The organism is Halomonas caseinilytica (assembly GCF_001662305.1).
GTDB lineage: Bacteria > Pseudomonadota > Gammaproteobacteria > Pseudomonadales > Halomonadaceae > Halomonas > Halomonas caseinilytica.
In genome coordinates, this window is the sequence record NZ_BDEP01000014.1 from 219144 (window position 1) to 235737 (window position 16594).

A 16594-nucleotide genomic window follows, 5' to 3' on the forward strand; every position below is an offset into this window, starting at 1 on the left:
CTTGTTTTATGGCGTTCATGCCCGAATGTTCCGGGTACATCCCACTACAGGCGTGCATCGCCTGATCGGAGGAGTCGAACCATGAGTAATGCGAGCCAACCGATTCTCATCGTGATGACCAGCCATGGCACCAAGGGCGAGGGCGGTGATCCGACCGGTTTCTTCCTGTCCGAGGTCACCCACCCACTGGCGGTGTTCGAGGCGGCCGGCATCCCGGTGGACTTCGCTTCCATTCAAGGCGGCGAGCCGCCCGTGGACGGCTTCGACCTCGACGACGAGACGAATGCCCGTTACTGGAACGATGCCGATTTCCGCGAACGGCTCCGCAATACCAGGGCGCTTGCCGAGATCGACCCCGCCGAATATGCGGCAATCTTCTTCGCCGGCGGCCATGGCGCCATGTGGGATTTTCCCGAGAACGCTGCCGTGAACGACAAGACCCGTGCGATCTGGGAGCAGGGTGGCCTGGTCGGGGCGGTCTGTCACGGACCTGCCGCGCTGGTGAACGTGACCCTGTCCGATGGCACTTACCTGGTCGCCGATCGCGACGTGGCGGCCTTTACCGATGCCGAGGAGGCTGCGGTCGGGCTCACCGAGGTCGTGCCCTTCCTGCTGGCATCGACCCTCGCCGAGCGTGGGGCGAGGCTACATCCTGCCGCCGACTGGACGGCCCAGGTGGTCACCGACGGTCGTCTGGTGACGGGGCAGAACCCGCAATCGGCCACCGGTGTAGGCGAGGCCCTGCGCGATCGGCTCTTGTCCCGGGATTGAGCGCCGCGAGGGCGTCTGCGATCGGCAAGGGGCGGTTCTTAGGAACTCCCTATCGGTTGGATCAGAGCGTTCAATTTACCCTATGCGACGCTGATAGATATGCTAGGCGGCGTCTTACACACGTACATCCACGACAGCAAGGAGCATCATCGATGTCACTGCTCAATACCGAAGTCCTGCCGTTCAAGGCCACCGCTTACCACAACGGTGAATTCATCGACGTCACCGAGGAAAGCCTGAAGGGACAGTGGAGCATCTTCTTCTTCTACCCGGCCGACTTCACCTTCGTCTGCCCGACCGAGCTGGGTGATCTGGCCGACAACTACGAAGAGTTCAAGAAGCTGGGCGTGGAAATCTACAGTGTCTCCACCGACACCCACTTCACGCACAAGGCCTGGCACGACAGCTCCGAGACCATCGGCAAACTGCAGTACCCGATGCTGGCCGACCCGACCCACGTCGTGTCTCGCAACTTCGACGTGCTGATCGAGGAAGACGGTGTTGCCGACCGTGGCACCTTCGTGGTCGATCCCGACGGCAAGATCCAGATCGTCGAGCTGAACGCCGGCAACATCGGTCGTAACGCCGAGGAACTGCTGCGCAAGGTCAAGGCCGCCCAGTACGTGCGTGCCAACCCGAACGAAGTCTGCCCGGCCAAGTGGGAAGAAGGCGAAGAGACTCTGGCGCCGTCCCTGGATCTGGTCGGCAAGATCTAAGCAAGCCCTGCCGACACCTTCCTGGTGAGCCCGGGCTTTGCCCGGGCTGCTCTCAGCCGAATTTCATGCAAGACGCGCCGCTCCGCGAGCGTGAGGGCGAACTGCGTCTTGACGATCCGCGACGAGGAAATCGCCGTTATGTTGGACGACAATCTGAAATCCCAGCTCAATGCCTATCTCCAGAAGGTCACGCGGCCGTTCGAGATCGTCGCCACCCTCGATGACGGCGACAAGTCCCGAGAACTGCACACGCTGTTGCAGGAGGTCGCGGGTCTGAGCGACAAGATCAGCCTGCGCGAGGACGGCGACGACGCCCGGGCGCCGTCCTTCGCCCTGTATCGCGAGGGGGAATCTACCGGCGTGGTGTTCGCCGGCATTCCCATGGGCCACGAATTCACTTCCCTGGTCCTGGCACTGCTGCAGGTGGGGGGGCATCCTCCCAAGGCCAGCGACGAGACAATCGAGCAGATCAAGTCGCTGCCGGAAGGCCTGCACTTCGAGACCTATTTCTCGCAGTCCTGCCAGAACTGCCCGGACGTGGTTCAGGCATTGAACCTGATGGCCGTCCTCAACCCCGGCATCAGCCACGTGGCCATCGACGGTGCCCTGTTCAAGGACGAGGTCGACGCCCGCGAGGTCATGTCGGTGCCCGGCATCTTCCTCAATGGCGAGCCCTTCGATCAGGGCCGTATGAGCCTCGAGCAGATCCTGGCCAAGGTGGATACCGGTGCCGAAGCACGTGAGGCCGAGAAGCTCAACGCCATGCCGGCCTTCGACCTGCTGACGATAGGCGGTGGCCCGGCCGGCGCCTCGGCGGCCGTCTATGCGGCACGCAAGGGCATTCGTACCGGCGTCGCTGCCGAGCGCTTCGGCGGACAGGTGCTCGACACCCTGGGCATCGAAAACCTGATCTCGGTGCCCTATACCGAAGGCCCCAAGCTGGCTGCGGCGCTGGAAGAGCACGTCAAGCAGTACGACGTCGATATCATGAACCTCCAGCGGGCCGTCGAGCTGGTGCCGGCCAGCGAGCCGGGTGGCGAGCACGAGGTGCGTTTCGCCTCCGGAGCGAGCCTCAAGAGCCGCACCCTGGTGCTGGCTACCGGCGCCCGCTGGCGGGAGATGAACGTGCCGGGCGAGGCCGAGTATCGCAACAAGGGTGTGGCCTACTGCCCGCACTGCGACGGCCCGCTGTTCAAGGGCAAGCGTGTGGCGGTGATCGGCGGCGGCAACTCCGGTGTCGAGGCGGCCATCGACCTGGCCGGCTTGGTCAAGGAAGTCGTCCTGATCGAGTTCATGGACGAGCTGCGTGCCGACGAGGTCTTGCAGAAGAAGCTCGCCAGCCTGCCCAATGTCGAGATCATCAAGGGCGCGCGGACGACCCAGATCAATGGCGATGGGGCTAAGGTCTCCGGCCTCACCTATGAGGAACGTGCCAGCGGCGAGCTGCGCGATATCGCGCTGGAAGGCGTCTTCGTGCAGATCGGCCTGGTGCCGAACACCGAGTGGCTGCGCGACTCGCCCATCGAGCTTTCCCCGCATGGCGAGATCGTCACCGACGAGCGTGGCATGACCTCGGTGCCGGGCATTTTCGCCGCCGGCGATGTGACCACTGTGCCCTACAAGCAGATCGTCATCTCGCTGGGTGAAGGCTCGCGAGCAGCGCTGGGGGCCTTCGATTACTTGATTCGTCAGTAACTCCTGGCCAAGCCATCATCCCGTGGCGGATGACGCCCTCGTCGGTTTACCGGCGGGGGCGTTGTCTTTTGGGCTTTCGGCTGGCGTCTCGCACAGGCGGTTCATGCGGGTGAATGCCTGGTCGGCGCCGTCCAGGCTGAAGGTCATGAACCAGTAGTCCTCCGGTGCCCGGTGAATGCGCAGGCGCAGTGTCTCGCCGTGGCGCATGTCATCGAGCAGGGCATCGGTATCCGGCATCGACAGGCGCACGTAGAAGCCATCGTCGCCGCGTTCGGTGATGAAGGCGCCCTCTCCGCTGTGGATGCCGTCGCGGTCGACCAGCAGATCCACCGGCACCCGGTCCCAGGTGGTGCTTCTGGCCTGGACGTCATCGAGCGCCACGCGGATTTCCAGCCAGGGGCGCGCGCAGGCGCCGGGCGTGGCGTTGGCGCTGAGCACACTGTCGGCGTAGCTGTGTTGCTCGATGGCGCGGACATGGCGCTCCTCGCCAAGGGTCAGGCTCAGCGAATGCCAGTCGCCATGGGACTGGACATCGCCTGTGTTGAAACTGGTCGCCAGGGCGGGCGTGGCGAGCAGGGTGGCAAGTGGCAGCAGCCCGCTCGCAAGGAGGGTGACAAGACGCATGGGACATTCCACAACCGTGACCCGCGCAGGCTAGCATGTCGCGTGCTCGGCTGTCCGGCCCTCTGCTTCCACCCCGTACGGGGCGCGCCGTGATCGAATCCTGTCCGAACCTGATCGGCGAGACACGAAGAGGGGAGTCACGAGGGAGTAGGCGATAGGCTTCCGGCGTTGTGGCAAACGTTTAATGGGAGCGTTGCCGCGGCGGCGAGGGGGTTGCTAAATTCGCAGGCGTCGCATAGCGAACCCATGCATGCACATTACAAGACAACAATGGAGTTTCTGGTCATGCGCAATAACAACAAGACGCTGGTGGCCCTATCCCTCGCCACCCTGTCGCTTGGAACGGCCGCTTCTGCCTCGGCGGCGACCCTGGACGAGGTCAAGGAACGCGGCGAACTGCACTGTGGTGTCAACGTCGGGTTGGCCGGCTTCTCCTCATCGGACGAGGACGGCACCTGGCAAGGCCTGGACGTGGAAACCTGCCGAGCCGTGTCCTCGGCCATCTTCGGCGATCCCGACAAGGTGGCCTTCACCCCGCTGACCGCTAAGGAGCGTTTCACCGCGCTGCAATCCGGCGAGATCGATGTCCTTTCGCGCAATACCACCTGGACGGCGACCCGGGACAACTCCCTGGGGCTGAATTTCACCGCCACCACCTTCTACGATGGCCAGGGCTTCATGGTCGACAAGGAACTGGGCATCGAGAGCCTGGACGACCTGAACGGTGCCTCGATCTGCATCCAGTCCGGTACCACGCATGAACTCAACCTCGCGGACTATTTCCCCTCTCGCAATATCGATATCAAGACCGTGACCTTCGACACCCCGGACCAGACGGCCCAGGGCTTCGCCAGTGGTCGTTGTGATGTGTTGACTTCCGATACCTCCCAGCTCAGCGCCCTGCGCCTGCAGCTGCCGGAGCCGGACAGCGTCGAGATCCTCACCGAGCTGATCTCCAAGGAACCGCTCGGGCCGGTGGTGCGCCAGGGCGACGATCAGTGGTTCGACATCGTCAAGTGGACGATCTTCGCCATGGTCAACGCCGAGGAAATGGGCGTGAACAGCGACAACGTCGACGAAATGAAGCAGGACCCGCCCAATCCCGGTGTAGCGCGCCTGCTGGGTGTCGACGGCACCTACGGCGAACAGCTCGGCCTCGGCAACGACTGGGCCTACAACATCATTTCCCAGGTGGGGAACTATGGTGAGGTCTTCGCCGACACCGTGGGCGAGAACTCGCCGTTGGGCATCAGTCGCGGCATGAACGCGCTGTGGAACGAGGGCGGCATTCTCTACGCACCGCCGGTTCGCTGAGCCAATAACCTGGATACGGGCCGGCGCGGCTTGAGCGATGGCCGCCCTCCCTGGCGGCTATCCTGCGGGTCCGACGTATCGTCGGGTCCGTCGGTGGCCGAGTCGCGCCTGGCCCTGCCGATTCCAGCTTCTACCGCTCGTCCTCTCCCCAAGGAGGATGGTGGTGGGTCGTGATATCCATTCGAGGCTCGACATGCAGCGTTCTTCTTCCGAACGAGGGCCGCTATGGCGTGACCCCGCCGTTCGTGCGTTGGTGATTCAGGCGATCCTGTTGCTGGCCCTGCTGGGCTTCATCGCCATGATCGTGACCAACACCCTGGCTAACCTGGAGGCTCGTGGCATCACCACGGGCTTTGGTTTTCTCCAGGAACGCGCCGGGTTTTCCATTCCGCAGACCCTGATCGACTACAGCGGCGACAGTTCCTATGCGCGCACCTTCGTGGTGGGCCTGCTCAACACCTTGTTGGTGTCGGGCATGGGGATCGTGGCGGCGACCATCATCGGCTTTATCGTGGGTATCGCCCGGCTGTCGAGCAATTGGCTGATGGCCAAGCTCGCCGCCGCCTATGTCGAAATCTTCCGCAACATTCCGCTGCTGGTGCAGATCCTGTTTTGGTATTTCGCGGTCCTGCAGGCCTTGCCAAGCCCGCGCCAGAGCCTGTCGCTGTTCGAGGCCTTCTTCCTCAACGTGCGCGGTCTGGTCGTGCCTGCACCCGAGCCGCTGCCAGGATTCTCGGCGACCCTCTGGGCGCTGTTGCTGGCGGTCATCGCAGTGGTGGGGTTGAGTGTCTTTGCCCGTCGCCGGCAGGCCCGCACCGGCAAGGCGTTGTCGGTCTTTCGACTGGGTGCGTTGATTCTGATCGGCCTGCCCCTGGCGGCCTTTCTGGCGACCGGCCGGCCGCTGGCCTGGGACGTGCCGACACTGAGCGGCTTCAACTTCAATGGCGGGGTGACGGTGATTCCCGAACTGGTGGCCTTGTGGCTGGCGCTATCCATCTACACGGCCTCCTTCATCGCCGAGATCGTGCGTTCGGGCATCCAGTCGGTGCCCCAGGGACAGGTCGAGGCGGCACGGGCGATCAGCCTGCCGGGCGATGTGACCTTGCGCAAGATCGTCATTCCCCAGGCCATGCGCGTGATCGTGCCGCAGCTCACCAGCCAGTACTTGAACCTGACCAAGAACTCCTCGCTGGCCACCGCCATCGGCTATCCGGACCTGGTGGCGGTGTTTGCCGGGACGGCCCTCAACCAGACCGGGCAGGCCATCGAGATCGTCGCCATCACCATGGCGGTCTATCTGTTGATCAGCCTGGTGGTATCGGCGCTGATGAACCTCTACAACGCGCGCACCCTGCTCAAGGAGCGATGAGATGGCGACACGAACCGAGATGATCGAGGCGCGTCGTCCGCCGGACATGCGCCGTGGGGTGGTCGGCTGGCTGCGCGCCAACCTTTTCAATGGCCCGTTCAACAGTGTGGCCAGCCTGTTGACCATCGTGTTGCTGGCCATGGTGCTGTGGCCCCTGGCGAAGTGGGCACTGATCGATGCCGACTGGCTGGGCTCGACCCGTGAGGCTTGTACGGGCGAGGGCGCTTGCTGGGTGTTCATCAGCGCCCGTTTCGAAACCATCATCTATGGCTTCTATCCGGATGCGGCGCGATGGCGAGTGGATCTCGTCCTGACGATGATGGCCTTGCTGATCGCCTGGCTGGCGATTCCACGTCTGCCGGCCAAGCGTTGGGTCGGCCTCTTCGCCCTGGTCGGCTTCCCGATTGTGGCCTACTTCTTGTTGCTGGGCGGACACTTCGGGCTCGAGGCGGTGCCGACCCGCGAGTGGGGCGGGTTGATGCTGACCCTGACGGTGGCCACCGTGGGTATCGTCGGCTCGCTGCCGATTGGCGTGGTGCTGGCGTTGGGGCGGCGCTCGAAGATGCCGTTGGTGCGTAGCCTGTGCGTGGTGTTCATCGAATTCTGGCGTGGCGTGCCGCTGATCACGGTGCTGTTCATGGCCTCGGTGATGCTGCCGCTGTTCGTGCCCACCGAGGTGGAGTTCGACAAGCTGCTGCGCGCGCTGATCGGCATCATGTTCTTCTGGAGCGCCTACATGGCCGAGGTGGTGCGCGGCGGCCTGCAGGCGATTCCCTCGGGCCAGGAGGAGGCCGCCAAGGCGCTCGGCCTGGGCTATTGGCGCCGAATGGGGCTGATCGTGCTGCCGCAGGCCCTGAAGCTGGTGATTCCGGGGATCGTCAACACCTTCATCGCGCTGTTCAAGGACACCTCGCTGGTGCTGATCATCGGCCTGTTCGACCTGCTGGCGATCATCCGTGCGGGGCTCACCGACAGCAACTGGCTGGGGTTCGCCACCGAAGGCTACGTGTTCGCCGCGCTGATGTTCTGGATCTTTTGTTTCAGCATGTCGCGGTATAGCCAGTATATCGAGCGGCGTTTGCATACAGGTCACTAATTCAGCCCTAATAACAAGGAAATATCGTCATGACGGCAAGCAATTCGGCAAGTGCGTCCTCCTCGGACTCTCCGATGATCGAGGTCGAGGGGCTCAACAAGTGGTACGGCGACTTCCACGTGCTGCGCGACATCGACCTGACGGTAGCGCGGGGCGAACGCATCGTCGTCTGCGGCCCTTCGGGGTCGGGCAAGTCGACCTTGATCCGCTGCTTCAACCACCTGGAGGAGCACCAGCAGGGGCGCATCGTGGTCGATGGTGTGACCATGACCCAGGACGTCAAGCGCATCGAACAGATCCGCCGCAACGTCGGCATGGTGTTCCAGCACTTCAACCTCTTTCCGCACCTCTCGGTGCTCGACAACTGCTGCATTTCCCAGATCTGGGTGCAGAAGAAACCCCGCGCCGAGGCCGAGAAGACCGCCATGGAATTCCTCGAGCGGGTGCAGATCGCCGATCAGGCCCACAAGTATCCGGGCCAGTTGTCCGGCGGGCAGCAGCAGCGTGTGGCCATTGCCCGGGCGTTGTGCATGCGTCCCGAGGTGATGCTGTTCGACGAGCCGACCTCGGCGCTCGACCCGGAGATGATCAAGGAGGTGCTCGATGTCATGGTCGAACTGGCCCGCGACGGTATGACCATGCTCTGCGTGACCCACGAGATGGGGTTTGCCAAGACGGTGGCGGATCGGGTGATCTTCATGGATCAGGGCCAGATCATCGAGCAGGCGCCGCCCGAGACCTTCTTCAACAACCCGGAATCCGAGCGCACGCAGTTGTTCCTGAGCCAGATCCTGGGGCATTGAAAGAAAGATGCCACACCGCAGTGTGGCGTTCGCGCTTCAGGCGACGATCCGAAGACACTGCCCGGCGTGGTAGAGGGTGAAGCCGCTTTCGTAGGCGGTGCTCCAGAGCGGCTTGGCGCGTAGTGGTCGGGCGCGACGGATGGGTAGCGGCAGCAGGCCATCATCGCCGCTGGTGAGGTAGCGGGCGAAGCCCTGGCCAACCACTGTGCCGGTGGTGATGCCGCGACCGTTGTAGCCGGCCGCGGCCAGGATGCCCGGCGCCGGCTCGAACAGGCGCAGGGTGTGGTCCGGCGTGAACCCTACCTGGCCCGTCCAAGTGCATTCCCAGTCCACCTGCCCCAGTTGCGGGAAGTAATGGCGCTGCACCCGATCGGCCCAGCAGCGCAGGAACGATGCCGGCTTGCTGTCGCCGCACCCCAGACTGCCGAGGATCAACCGACCCTCGGCGTCGCGACGCATGCTGCTCAGCACTGTTCGGGTATCCCAGGCTCCCTGGCCTTCGGCCAGAATATCGCCGGCGACGTTGTCGGGTAGCGGCGGGGAAGCAACCTGGTAGAAGTGCCCGCGGAAGAAGTGGTCGCGCACCTGATTCCAGTGCCCTTCGGTGTAGGCATTGGTGGCGATCACCAGGCGCGGTGCCCGGATGCTGCCCAGCGGCGTGTCGACCCGCCAGGCGTCACCGTCGCGCTGGATACCCTCGGCGGCGCTGTGGGTATGAAGGCTGGCGCCCGCCGCATGGGCCGCTCGGGCGAGCCCTCGAGTATAGGCCGTCGGATTGAGGGTGCCGGCCCGTCGGTCGAGCAGGGCACGGTGGAGGCGGGACGTGCCGACGCGTCGCCGGCACTCTTCTCCTTCGAGCAGCTCGACCGGCGCGCCGCGCCGCGAGAACTGTTCGAAGCGGCGGGCCAGTTCCTCGGCGCCCTTGCCGTTATGAGCGAGGTGCAGGGTGCCGGTCCGGGTATCCTGACAGTCGATGCCGTGGCGGTCGATGAGCGCGAAGACCTCGGCGGGGGCACGGCCGAGCACCTCGTTGGCACGCTCGCCGTTTTCCGAGCCCAGGGCCTCGAGGATATCGTCCGGCGGGATCCACATCCCCGCGTTGACCAGGCCGACACTGCGCCCGGAGCCGCCGCTGGGGATGTCCCCCGCCTCCAGCAGCACCACCGAGACGCCGGTCTCGGCGAGGTGCAGGGCGGTACTGAGCCCGGTGATGCCGCCCCCGATGACGGCGACATCGGCCCTGGCATCGCCTTCCAGGCGTGGATATTCCCGCTTCCGCTCGGGGGATGTGGACGTCCAGATACAGGCCGATTTCATGCTGCCTCCCGGGTATCGTCGTCGGCGTTCGACCAGTCGTAGAAGCGTTGTGGGTTGTGCTGCAGGGATTGGCGCTGCACGCCTTGCCACTCCCGGATCTCCGGGGCGTGTTCGCTGTCGGGATGCTGCGTCAGCCAGTGCTCGAGATCCCGGAAGGCGCGTGGCGAGAAGGGTTCGAAATCGCCCTGAGAGTGAAGCAGGGACAGTTTGCGTTCCTCGTGGCGCATCGAGACGACCAGGGCATAACCGGCTACACCCCACAGGGCAACGATGGACGCGAGCATGACGATGATGGCGGACAGGCTCATGATGACTGATCTCCTGTGGACGTGGCGACCTGGGGCGTGTCATGGCGACGGTTCATGATCCACATGCACAGCGGGATCATCAGGGTCAGCAGGGCCAGGCCGCTGACCGTCTTCCAGGGCGTCTGACCGAGGTTGGTGTAGAGGAAGTAGGCCATGATGCCGAGCATGATGGCAGGAATCTGGTAGCGCACGACGAGCTCCCAGATGCGCGGCACGTAAAGGTCGGCGCCCCGGTTGAGGCTCAGCACACGCAGCCGGTGGGCATCGAACTTCCAGCCGATGGCGATCATGATGATGAAGGTCGCCAGCGGCAGCCCCCAGTTGCCGACCACGAAGTCCAGGTAGCCGAGGATGTCGGCGTTCATGGCGCTCGGGATGCCCAGCAGCCAGATGATGCCGCAGATGGTCAGCACGGCCTTGGTGCGGCTGGTGTTGCGCTCCTCCCGGTAGGTAGTGACGCCGACCTCGGTGATGGCGATGGCGGTGGTCAGGTTGGCGAAGAAGAAGCCCATGAAGAACAGCAGGGCCCAGAGATAACCGCCTGTCATGCTGCCGAAGGCATTGGCCAGGGCCACGAAGGCCAGTTCGGCGCCGGAGCTGGGCGAGATGCCGAAGGCGAAGACGATGGGAAAGACGGCGAAGATGGCGAGCAGCCCGAAACTGGTGTTGCCGATCGCCGTGAAGATGCCGCCACCGAGGGGAATATCGTCGTTGCGGCCGAGGTAGCTGCCATAGGTCAGGGCGATGCCCCAGCCGAGTCCGGTGGAAAATAACGCCTGGCCGAGGGCCGCCAGCCAGGTTTCCCCCCGTGTCAGGTAGGCCCAGTTGGGCGAGAAGCTGAATTCCAGACCGGCCATGGCGCCCGGCAGCGTCACGCCCCGGATGGCGATGGCGATCAGGGCGATGGTCAGGATCGGCATCATCCACTTGGCCAGACGCTCGATGCCGCCCTTGATGCCAAGCAGCAGTATGCTGGTGACCAGCAGCATGGCGACGCTGTGCATGCCGACGTTCAAGGCCGTGTTGCCGCTGAAGGCCTGCCACAGGGCGGCGGTGTCGAAGTTGGTCTGGGTGAAGGTACCGGTCACGGCATGAAAGGCATAGTAGATCGACCAGCCGACGATCGACGAGTAGTAGGACATCAGCACGATGTTGAAGATCAGGATCACCAGCCCAAGGCCGACAAGGCGGCTATTGCCGTAGAGCTTGCGGAAGGTGCCGATCAATCCCTGCCGGGTATGGCGCCCGAGGCTGGTCTCGCCCATCAGGCCGGGCACCGCGATTAGGTAGAGCAGCAGGAAGTAGGCGATCAGGAAGGCGCCCCCGCCGTTCTCACCCGTCACGTAGGGCATGCGCCAGATATTGCCGGCCCCGACCATGGCGCCGACGACGGCCATCAGGTAGCCGAAGCGGCTACCCCATTGTTCTCTGGAAATTGTTGTTGTCATCTGTGGACTCCATGACATGTCCTGGAGGATCGGGCGTGCAGGAAAACTGACCGCATTCTTCGGAATGTCATGCACACCCGCGCAACGAAGTGCCGCCCCGTGACCGGGACGGTGACGCGCGTGATCAGTCGAACTTGATGCCCTGAGCCAGTGGTAGCTCGCGGGAATAGTTGACGGTGTTGGTCTGGCGACGCATGTAGCTCTTCCAGACGTCGGAGCCGGACTCGCGGCCGCCGCCGGTCTCCTTCTCGCCGCCGAAGGCACCGCCGATCTCCGCGCCGCTCGGCCCGATGTTGACGTTGGCGATGCCGCAGTCGCTGCCGACATCCGAGATGAAGGCTTCGGATTCGCGCACGTCGCTGGTGAAGATGCACGACGACAGCCCCTGGGGCACGTCGTTGTGCAGGGCCATGGCCTCGTCGAAGCCGCGGTAGCTCATCACATAGAGGATCGGTGCGAAGGTCTCGTTCTTGACCAGATCGTCCTGCTGTTCGACCTCGACGATGGCCGGGGTCACGTAGTAGGCGTCGGGATACTGCTCGGCGAGCCGGCGTTCGCCGCCGAAAACGCTGGCGCCCTGCTGGCGTGCCTGGTCGAGCACGGACTGCATCTGGTCGAAGGCCTGGGCATCGATGAGCGGGCCGACCAGGCTGCCTTCCATGGGGTCCCCGATGGTCACGCCGGCATAGGCCTTCTTCACGCGCTCGACGACCTCGTCGCGGATCGATTCATGGACGATCAGGCGGCGCAGGGTCGTGCAGCGCTGCCCGGCCGTGCCCACGGCGGAGAACAGGATGGCGCGAACCGCCATGTCGAGATCGGCACTGGGTGCCAGGATCATGCCGTTGTTGCCGCCCAGTTCGAGGATGCTGCGGCCGAAACGAGCGGCGACCCGAGGTGCGACCTCGCGACCCATGCGGGTGCTGCCGGTGGCGCTGATCAGCGGCACGCGCGGGTCGTCGGCCAGGCGTTCGCCGGCCTCGCGGTCTCCCGTCATCACCTGGCTGAGGCCTTCGGGCGCTTCGTCGCCGAATTCGGCCATGGCACGTTCCAGCAGCGACTGACAGGCCAGGGCGGTGAGCGGGGTCTTCTCGGAGGGCTTCCACAGCAGGCTGTTGCCGCAAACCAGAGCCAGAGCGGCATTCCAGGCCCAGGGTGCCACCGGGAAATTGAAGGCGGTGATCAGGCCGATCGGCCCCAGCGGATGCCAGCTTTCGCGCATGTGGTGACCGGGGCGCTCGGAGGCGATGGTCAGGCCGTAGAGCTGGCGCGATTGACCGACGGCCAGGTCGCAGATGTCGATCATCTCCTGCACTTCGCCGAGGCCTTCCTGGTAGATCTTGCCGCACTCCAGGGTGACCAAGGCACCGAGATCTTCCTTGTGGCGGCGCAGTTGCTCGCCGAACAGCCGAACCAGCTCGCCGCGGCGGGGTGCCGGCACCCGGCGCCATTGCTCGAAGGCGTGCTGGGCACGTACCACGCGGGCCTCGACGGTATCGGCGCCCTCAAGATGGATTCGACCGAGCTCGCTTCCATCGGTGGGTGAGGTGACCGTGAAGTCGCCCTGGTGGTAAGTGTTCTCGGAGACGCCGAGGCGCTGCATGAGGGATTCGATCATTCTTCCTCCTACTGTTCATTTCTGGATACGGAAAACGAAACCAGTATTGGCGCGGTGGTTGACGCCCTTCAAACGACGTTTTATATGGAGGTTATTCCTTTTTTTCTGGTTGTAGCCGCGCATGAACCGCCGACACCTGCCCACCCTGACCGCCATGCAGTGTTTCGAGGCCTCGGTGAGGCACATGAGCTTCACTCGTGCCGCCGACGAGCTGAACCTGACCCAGAGCGCCGTCAGCAAGCAGGTGGCCCAGCTCGAGTCGGTGCTTGAGCACCCGCTGTTCCGGCGGGTACGCAAGCGGCTCCAGGTCACCCCCGAGGGCTCGCTTTATCTCACCGAGGTGCGCAAGATCCTGGCGCAGGTGGAGATGTCCACGCGCTACATGCAGTCCTACGGCGGACAGAGCGAAGTGCTCAATGTCACCACCCTGCCGACCTTCGGAGCGCGCTGGCTGATTCCGCGGCTCAATGGCTTTCGCTTCCGGCACCCACGGGTCTACCTGAACATCGCCAATCGTTCGGAGCCCTTCGACCTGGAGGAGGAGCGCGTCGATGTCGCCTTCTTCTTCGGCCACGGCGCATGGCCGAGGGCCGAATGCATCCGGTTGCTCGACGAGGAGATGGTACCGGTCTGTGCGCCGGCTGCATTGCCTGACGGCGGCATCCAGGAGCCGCTGGCGCTGACGCGGCTGGTGCTCCTGCAGAGCGCGACACGGCCCGAGGCCTGGCACGACTGGTTCGAGGCTCAGGACTGCTATACCGAGCACAGCTACCACGGGCCGCGTTTCGATACCTTCTACATGGCCCTGCGTGCGGCCCGGGCCGGCTGCGGCGTGGCACTGGTGCCGCGTTTCCTGGCCGAGGAGGAACTACAGGCCGGCCTGCTGACGATTCCCTGGTCGTTCGGCCTGGCCAGCCGGGATGCCTATTACCTGGCCTACCCCGAACACAAGGGAGAGGTCGCCAAGGTGCGAGGCTTCATCGACTGGATACTCGAGCATCGGGACGGTCCCGGTGGGGCTCCCTAACGTGATGTGCCGGCCGGCGTATCCGCTTCGGCACACGCCAGCACATGGTCGACGAAGCGGCGCACCCGGGAAAGGTCGCCGAGGTGTTCCGGGTGAACCAGATGGTAGGCGTCGGGTCCCTGGAGCACGTGCGACCAGGCCAGGGCCAGCCGGCCCTCGGTCAGCTCGACGTCGACGAAGAAACGCGGCACCAAGGCAAGGCCACCGCCGCTCATCGCCGTGCGGATCAGCATCTGAAAGGTCTCGAAGCGTGTGCCGTGGTAACTGCGGTCGGTGGTGATGCCTTGATCGGCGAACCAGCGGTGCCAGGCATCGGGGCGCGTAGAGAGATGCAATAGGCGGCACTCGGCCAGATCGGCGGCACTCGCCAGGTGCTGTCGGGCCAGGTAGTCGGGTGCGCCGACCGCGACCACCTCCTCGTCGAACAGCTTGTGGCACTCCAGGTTCGGCCAGCTGCCATGGCCGTGGAAGATGGCCACGTCGATGTCCTCCTGATCCAGGTCGAAGGCCTCGACATGGTCGCGAACGCTCAGGTCGATGTGTGGATTGGCGTCCAGGAAGTCGGGCAACTGGCGAGCCAGCCAGCGGGCCCCGAAGGTCGGCAGACTGGCCACCCGCAGTATCTCGCCCTGGCCGCTGTAGGTCATGATGGTATTCGCCGACATCTCTATCTGGGCCAGGATCTTGCGTACCTCGGTAAGGTACAGAGAGCCCTCCGGCGTCAGTACCAGGGTGCGGCGCACGCGTCGGAACAGCTTGTGCTGTAGGTACGCCTCGAGTTGTGCCACCTGTTTGCTGACGGCGCTCTGGGTGATGCTCAGCTCATCGGCGGCACGGGTGAAGCTCATGTGCCGCGCGGCCGCTTCGAAGCACTGCATGGTGATGGTCGAGGGAAGGTGGCGTGCCGTCATGCCTGGGCTCCGCGATTCATGGATTCTCGTTCGTCATGGTAGAGGGGCGATGCACCGGGCGAGAGGCCGAATAATCGTCGATATCTTCGATGCTTCAGCATAATGCATGACGATAGGGAATGGATAGCGCGCTTTTTTTCGTTTGAAGCCCGGAACACGGCTCTGTTCTCATCATGGTCATACGCTCCCACAGGACGACGACATGGACCTCCCGAACATCAGTGACTCGCTCGGCATCGTGCACCCTATCTGCATCGAACGGGGCCGCAACGCCGAGGTCTGGGACGAACAGGGCACGCATTATGTCGACTTCGTCGGCGGTATCGGCGTGCTCAACCTGGGGCATGGCCATCCCGCCGTGGTCGAGGCGGTCAAGGCGCAGGTCGAAACCCTGATGCATTCCGCCTTCAATGCTCTGCCGCATCGTGGCTACCTCGAGGTGGCTCGGGCCCTGAATGCCTTCGTGCCGGTGTCGTATCCGCTGTCCTGCATGCTCACCAACAGCGGTGCCGAGGCCACCGAGAATGCCCTCAAGATCGCTCGTGCCGCCACCGGGCGCCAGGGCGTGATCGCCTTCGATGACGGTTTCCATGGCCGCACGCTGGCGGCGCTGAACCTCAACGGCAAGGTCAAGCCCTACAAGAATCGTCTCGGTGCCTTGCCCGGGCCGGTGCATCATCTGCCCTTTCCGAGCCGCGATGGTGTCATCGATACCGACACCGCCATGGCCGCCCTAGAACGGCTGTTCGAGGTCGAGATACCCGCCGACGAGGTGGCTTGCATCATCGTCGAGCCGGTCCAGGGTGAGGGCGGTTTTCGCCTGCTGTGCGCCGATTTCGCAACGCGCCTGCGAGCGCTGTGCGATGCCCACGGCATCGTGTTGATCTTCGACGAGATTCAGTCCGGTTTCGGGCGCACCGGCAAGCGTTTCGCCTTTTCCCACCTGGATGTCGAGCCCGACCTGCTGCTGATGGGCAAGAGCATGGCCGCCGGCCTGCCGCTGGCGGCGGTGGCTGGCAAGGCCGAGATCATGGATGCCCCGCCGAAAGGCGGCCTGGGTGGTACCTATTCGGGCAATGCCGTCGCCTGTGCCGCGGCCCGGACGGTGATGGAGCTGATGAGCGAGGAACGCCTGGCCGACTGGAGCGAGCGCCAGGAGATGCGGGTCGTGGAGGCGTATCGCGACTGGCGCGCGTCCGGCCGCTATCCGATGCTCGGCGAGATGACCGGCGTGGGCGCCATGCGCGGCATCGTCTTCGAGGATACGCCCCAGGCCTCCGGCGCCGAACATCTGGCGGCCCTGCTCGTCGCCGCTCGCGAGGCAGGCGTGCTGCTGATGCCCAGCGGTCGGCGACGCAATGTGCTGCGCTTGCTGCCACCGTTGACCGCTGAGCCCGAGGTGCTGGGAGAAGGATTGGCGAGGCTCGAGAGAGCCCTGGGGCGGCTGCAGCCATGATTGCCAGGCTCGTCGCCGAGGACGATGATGCGCCCACCGCCGCCCGCTACCGGGCCTTCCTCGAGGCCCTGCGCGAGGCCGGCTTTGCCGGCGAGATCGCTCCGGACTACGCCAATCGCAC

The 16594-nt window shown here is 64.4% G+C and carries 15 protein-coding genes; 9 read left to right on the forward strand and 6 right to left on the reverse strand.

Going from position 1 to position 16594, the window contains the following annotated elements; translation table 11 throughout:
• Positions 1-81: 81 nt before the first annotated feature.
• The 3 genes from A9O65_RS08725 (at position 82) to ahpF (ending at position 3182) form a co-directional block, all read left to right on the forward strand.
• Positions 82-771 carry a type 1 glutamine amidotransferase domain-containing protein gene (locus A9O65_RS08725; protein ID WP_064699991.1) on the forward strand — a complete coding sequence of 230 codons (690 nt, stop codon included), beginning with the start codon at positions 82-84 and terminating at the stop codon, positions 769-771.
• A gap of 152 nt (positions 772-923) precedes the next feature.
• The gene (gene ahpC, locus A9O65_RS08730; protein WP_064699992.1) at positions 924-1487 is read left to right on the forward strand and encodes an alkyl hydroperoxide reductase subunit C; all 564 of its coding nucleotides are present in this window, start codon (positions 924-926) and stop codon (positions 1485-1487) included.
• A 138-nt stretch (positions 1488-1625) separates the two neighbouring features.
• On the forward strand, positions 1626-3182 hold the full coding sequence (gene ahpF, locus A9O65_RS08735; protein ID WP_064699993.1) for an alkyl hydroperoxide reductase subunit F: 1557 nt from the start codon (positions 1626-1628) through the stop codon (positions 3180-3182).
• Between the two features lie 15 nt (positions 3183-3197).
• Here the strand turns inward: ahpF and A9O65_RS08740 are convergent, their stop codons facing one another.
• A complete protein-coding gene (locus A9O65_RS08740; RefSeq protein WP_064701881.1) occupies positions 3198-3806 on the reverse strand; it encodes a hypothetical protein in 609 nt (202 codons plus the stop codon).
• A gap of 285 nt (positions 3807-4091) precedes the next feature.
• On the opposite strand from A9O65_RS08740, the gene A9O65_RS08745 reads away from it, so the two are divergent.
• The 4 genes from A9O65_RS08745 to A9O65_RS08760 all read left to right on the forward strand — a co-directional run bounded on the left by A9O65_RS08745 (position 4092) and on the right by A9O65_RS08760 (position 8388).
• On the forward strand, positions 4092-5120 hold the full coding sequence (locus tag A9O65_RS08745) for an amino acid ABC transporter substrate-binding protein (RefSeq protein WP_064701882.1): 1029 nt from the start codon (positions 4092-4094) through the stop codon (positions 5118-5120).
• 193 nt (positions 5121-5313) lie between these two features.
• Positions 5314-6489 (forward strand): amino acid ABC transporter permease, encoded by a 1176-nt coding sequence (locus tag A9O65_RS08750; RefSeq protein WP_064701902.1) that lies wholly within the window; start codon positions 5314-5316, stop codon positions 6487-6489.
• A gap of 1 nt (position 6490) precedes the next feature.
• Positions 6491-7585, forward strand: coding sequence for an amino acid ABC transporter permease (locus A9O65_RS08755; protein WP_064701883.1), 1095 nt, complete (start codon positions 6491-6493; stop codon positions 7583-7585).
• Between the two features lie 74 nt (positions 7586-7659).
• Positions 7660-8388, forward strand: a complete 729-nt coding sequence (locus A9O65_RS08760; RefSeq protein ID WP_064700017.1) for an amino acid ABC transporter ATP-binding protein — start codon at positions 7660-7662, stop codon at positions 8386-8388.
• 36 nt (positions 8389-8424) lie between these two features.
• Here A9O65_RS08760 and amaA read toward each other — a convergent pair whose 3' ends face one another.
• The 4 genes from amaA to amaB all read right to left on the reverse strand — a co-directional run bounded on the left by amaA (position 8425) and on the right by amaB (position 13079).
• Positions 8425-9705 carry an L-pipecolate oxidase gene (amaA, locus tag A9O65_RS08765; RefSeq protein ID WP_064701884.1) on the reverse strand — a complete coding sequence of 427 codons (1281 nt, stop codon included), beginning with the start codon at positions 9703-9705 and terminating at the stop codon, positions 8425-8427.
• Positions 9702-10013: a DUF8026 family protein gene (locus A9O65_RS08770; RefSeq protein WP_064701885.1), complete on the reverse strand. Its 312-nt coding sequence runs from the start codon at positions 10011-10013 to the stop codon at positions 9702-9704. The genes amaA and A9O65_RS08770 overlap by 4 nt, the downstream gene beginning before the upstream one ends.
• On the reverse strand, positions 10010-11461 hold the full coding sequence (locus tag A9O65_RS08775) for a sodium-dependent transporter (protein WP_082920147.1): 1452 nt from the start codon (positions 11459-11461) through the stop codon (positions 10010-10012). Before A9O65_RS08775 ends, A9O65_RS08770 begins: the two co-directional genes overlap by 4 nt.
• Before the next feature lie 124 nt (positions 11462-11585).
• Complete coding sequence (gene amaB / locus A9O65_RS08780; protein ID WP_064701887.1) at positions 11586-13079, reverse strand: L-piperidine-6-carboxylate dehydrogenase; 1494 nt, start codon at positions 13077-13079, stop codon at positions 11586-11588.
• 121 nt (positions 13080-13200) lie between these two features.
• On the opposite strand from amaB, the gene A9O65_RS08785 reads away from it, so the two are divergent.
• A complete protein-coding gene (locus tag A9O65_RS08785) occupies positions 13201-14106 on the forward strand; it encodes a LysR family transcriptional regulator (RefSeq protein ID WP_064701888.1) in 906 nt (301 codons plus the stop codon).
• Here A9O65_RS08785 and A9O65_RS08790 read toward each other — a convergent pair.
• Positions 14103-15017: a LysR substrate-binding domain-containing protein gene (locus A9O65_RS08790; protein ID WP_064701889.1), complete on the reverse strand. Its 915-nt coding sequence runs from the start codon at positions 15015-15017 to the stop codon at positions 14103-14105. The genes A9O65_RS08785 and A9O65_RS08790 overlap by 4 nt on opposite strands.
• A 202-nt stretch (positions 15018-15219) precedes the next feature.
• Here A9O65_RS08790 and A9O65_RS08795 point away from each other — a divergent pair, with 202 nt between their 5' ends.
• Positions 15220-16473, forward strand: a complete 1254-nt coding sequence (locus A9O65_RS08795; protein WP_064701890.1) for a 2-aminoadipate transaminase — start codon at positions 15220-15222, stop codon at positions 16471-16473.
• Positions 16474-16594: the final 121 nt, after the last annotated feature.

Bases quoted from the DNA above. Each gene is read 5' to 3' on its own strand.
- A9O65_RS08760 (WP_064700017.1), top strand. From the start codon at position 7,660: ATGATCGAGGTCGAGGGGCTCAACAAGTGGTACGGCGACTTCCACGTG.
- A9O65_RS08770 (WP_064701885.1), bottom strand. From the start codon at position 10,013: ATGAGCCTGTCCGCCATCATCGTCATGCTCGCGTCCATCGTTGCCCTG.
- A9O65_RS08785 (WP_064701888.1), top strand. From the start codon at position 13,201: ATGAACCGCCGACACCTGCCCACCCTGACCGCCATGCAGTGTTTCGAG.
- A9O65_RS08750 (WP_064701902.1), top strand. From the start codon at position 5,314: ATGCAGCGTTCTTCTTCCGAACGAGGGCCGCTATGGCGTGACCCCGCC.
- A9O65_RS08740 (WP_064701881.1), bottom strand. From the start codon at position 3,806: ATGCGTCTTGTCACCCTCCTTGCGAGCGGGCTGCTGCCACTTGCCACC.
- amaB (WP_064701887.1), bottom strand. From the start codon at position 13,079: ATGATCGAATCCCTCATGCAGCGCCTCGGCGTCTCCGAGAACACTTAC.
- A9O65_RS08755 (WP_064701883.1), top strand. From the start codon at position 6,491: ATGGCGACACGAACCGAGATGATCGAGGCGCGTCGTCCGCCGGACATG.
- A9O65_RS08775 (WP_082920147.1), bottom strand. From the start codon at position 11,461: ATGACAACAACAATTTCCAGAGAACAATGGGGTAGCCGCTTCGGCTAC.
- amaA (WP_064701884.1), bottom strand. From the start codon at position 9,705: ATGAAATCGGCCTGTATCTGGACGTCCACATCCCCCGAGCGGAAGCGG.
- A9O65_RS08725 (WP_064699991.1), top strand. From the start codon at position 82: ATGAGTAATGCGAGCCAACCGATTCTCATCGTGATGACCAGCCATGGC.
- A9O65_RS08745 (WP_064701882.1), top strand. From the start codon at position 4,092: ATGCGCAATAACAACAAGACGCTGGTGGCCCTATCCCTCGCCACCCTG.
- A9O65_RS08795 (WP_064701890.1), top strand. From the start codon at position 15,220: ATGGACCTCCCGAACATCAGTGACTCGCTCGGCATCGTGCACCCTATC.
- A9O65_RS08790 (WP_064701889.1), bottom strand. From the start codon at position 15,017: ATGACGGCACGCCACCTTCCCTCGACCATCACCATGCAGTGCTTCGAA.
- ahpF (WP_064699993.1), top strand. From the start codon at position 1,626: ATGTTGGACGACAATCTGAAATCCCAGCTCAATGCCTATCTCCAGAAG.
- ahpC (WP_064699992.1), top strand. From the start codon at position 924: ATGTCACTGCTCAATACCGAAGTCCTGCCGTTCAAGGCCACCGCTTAC.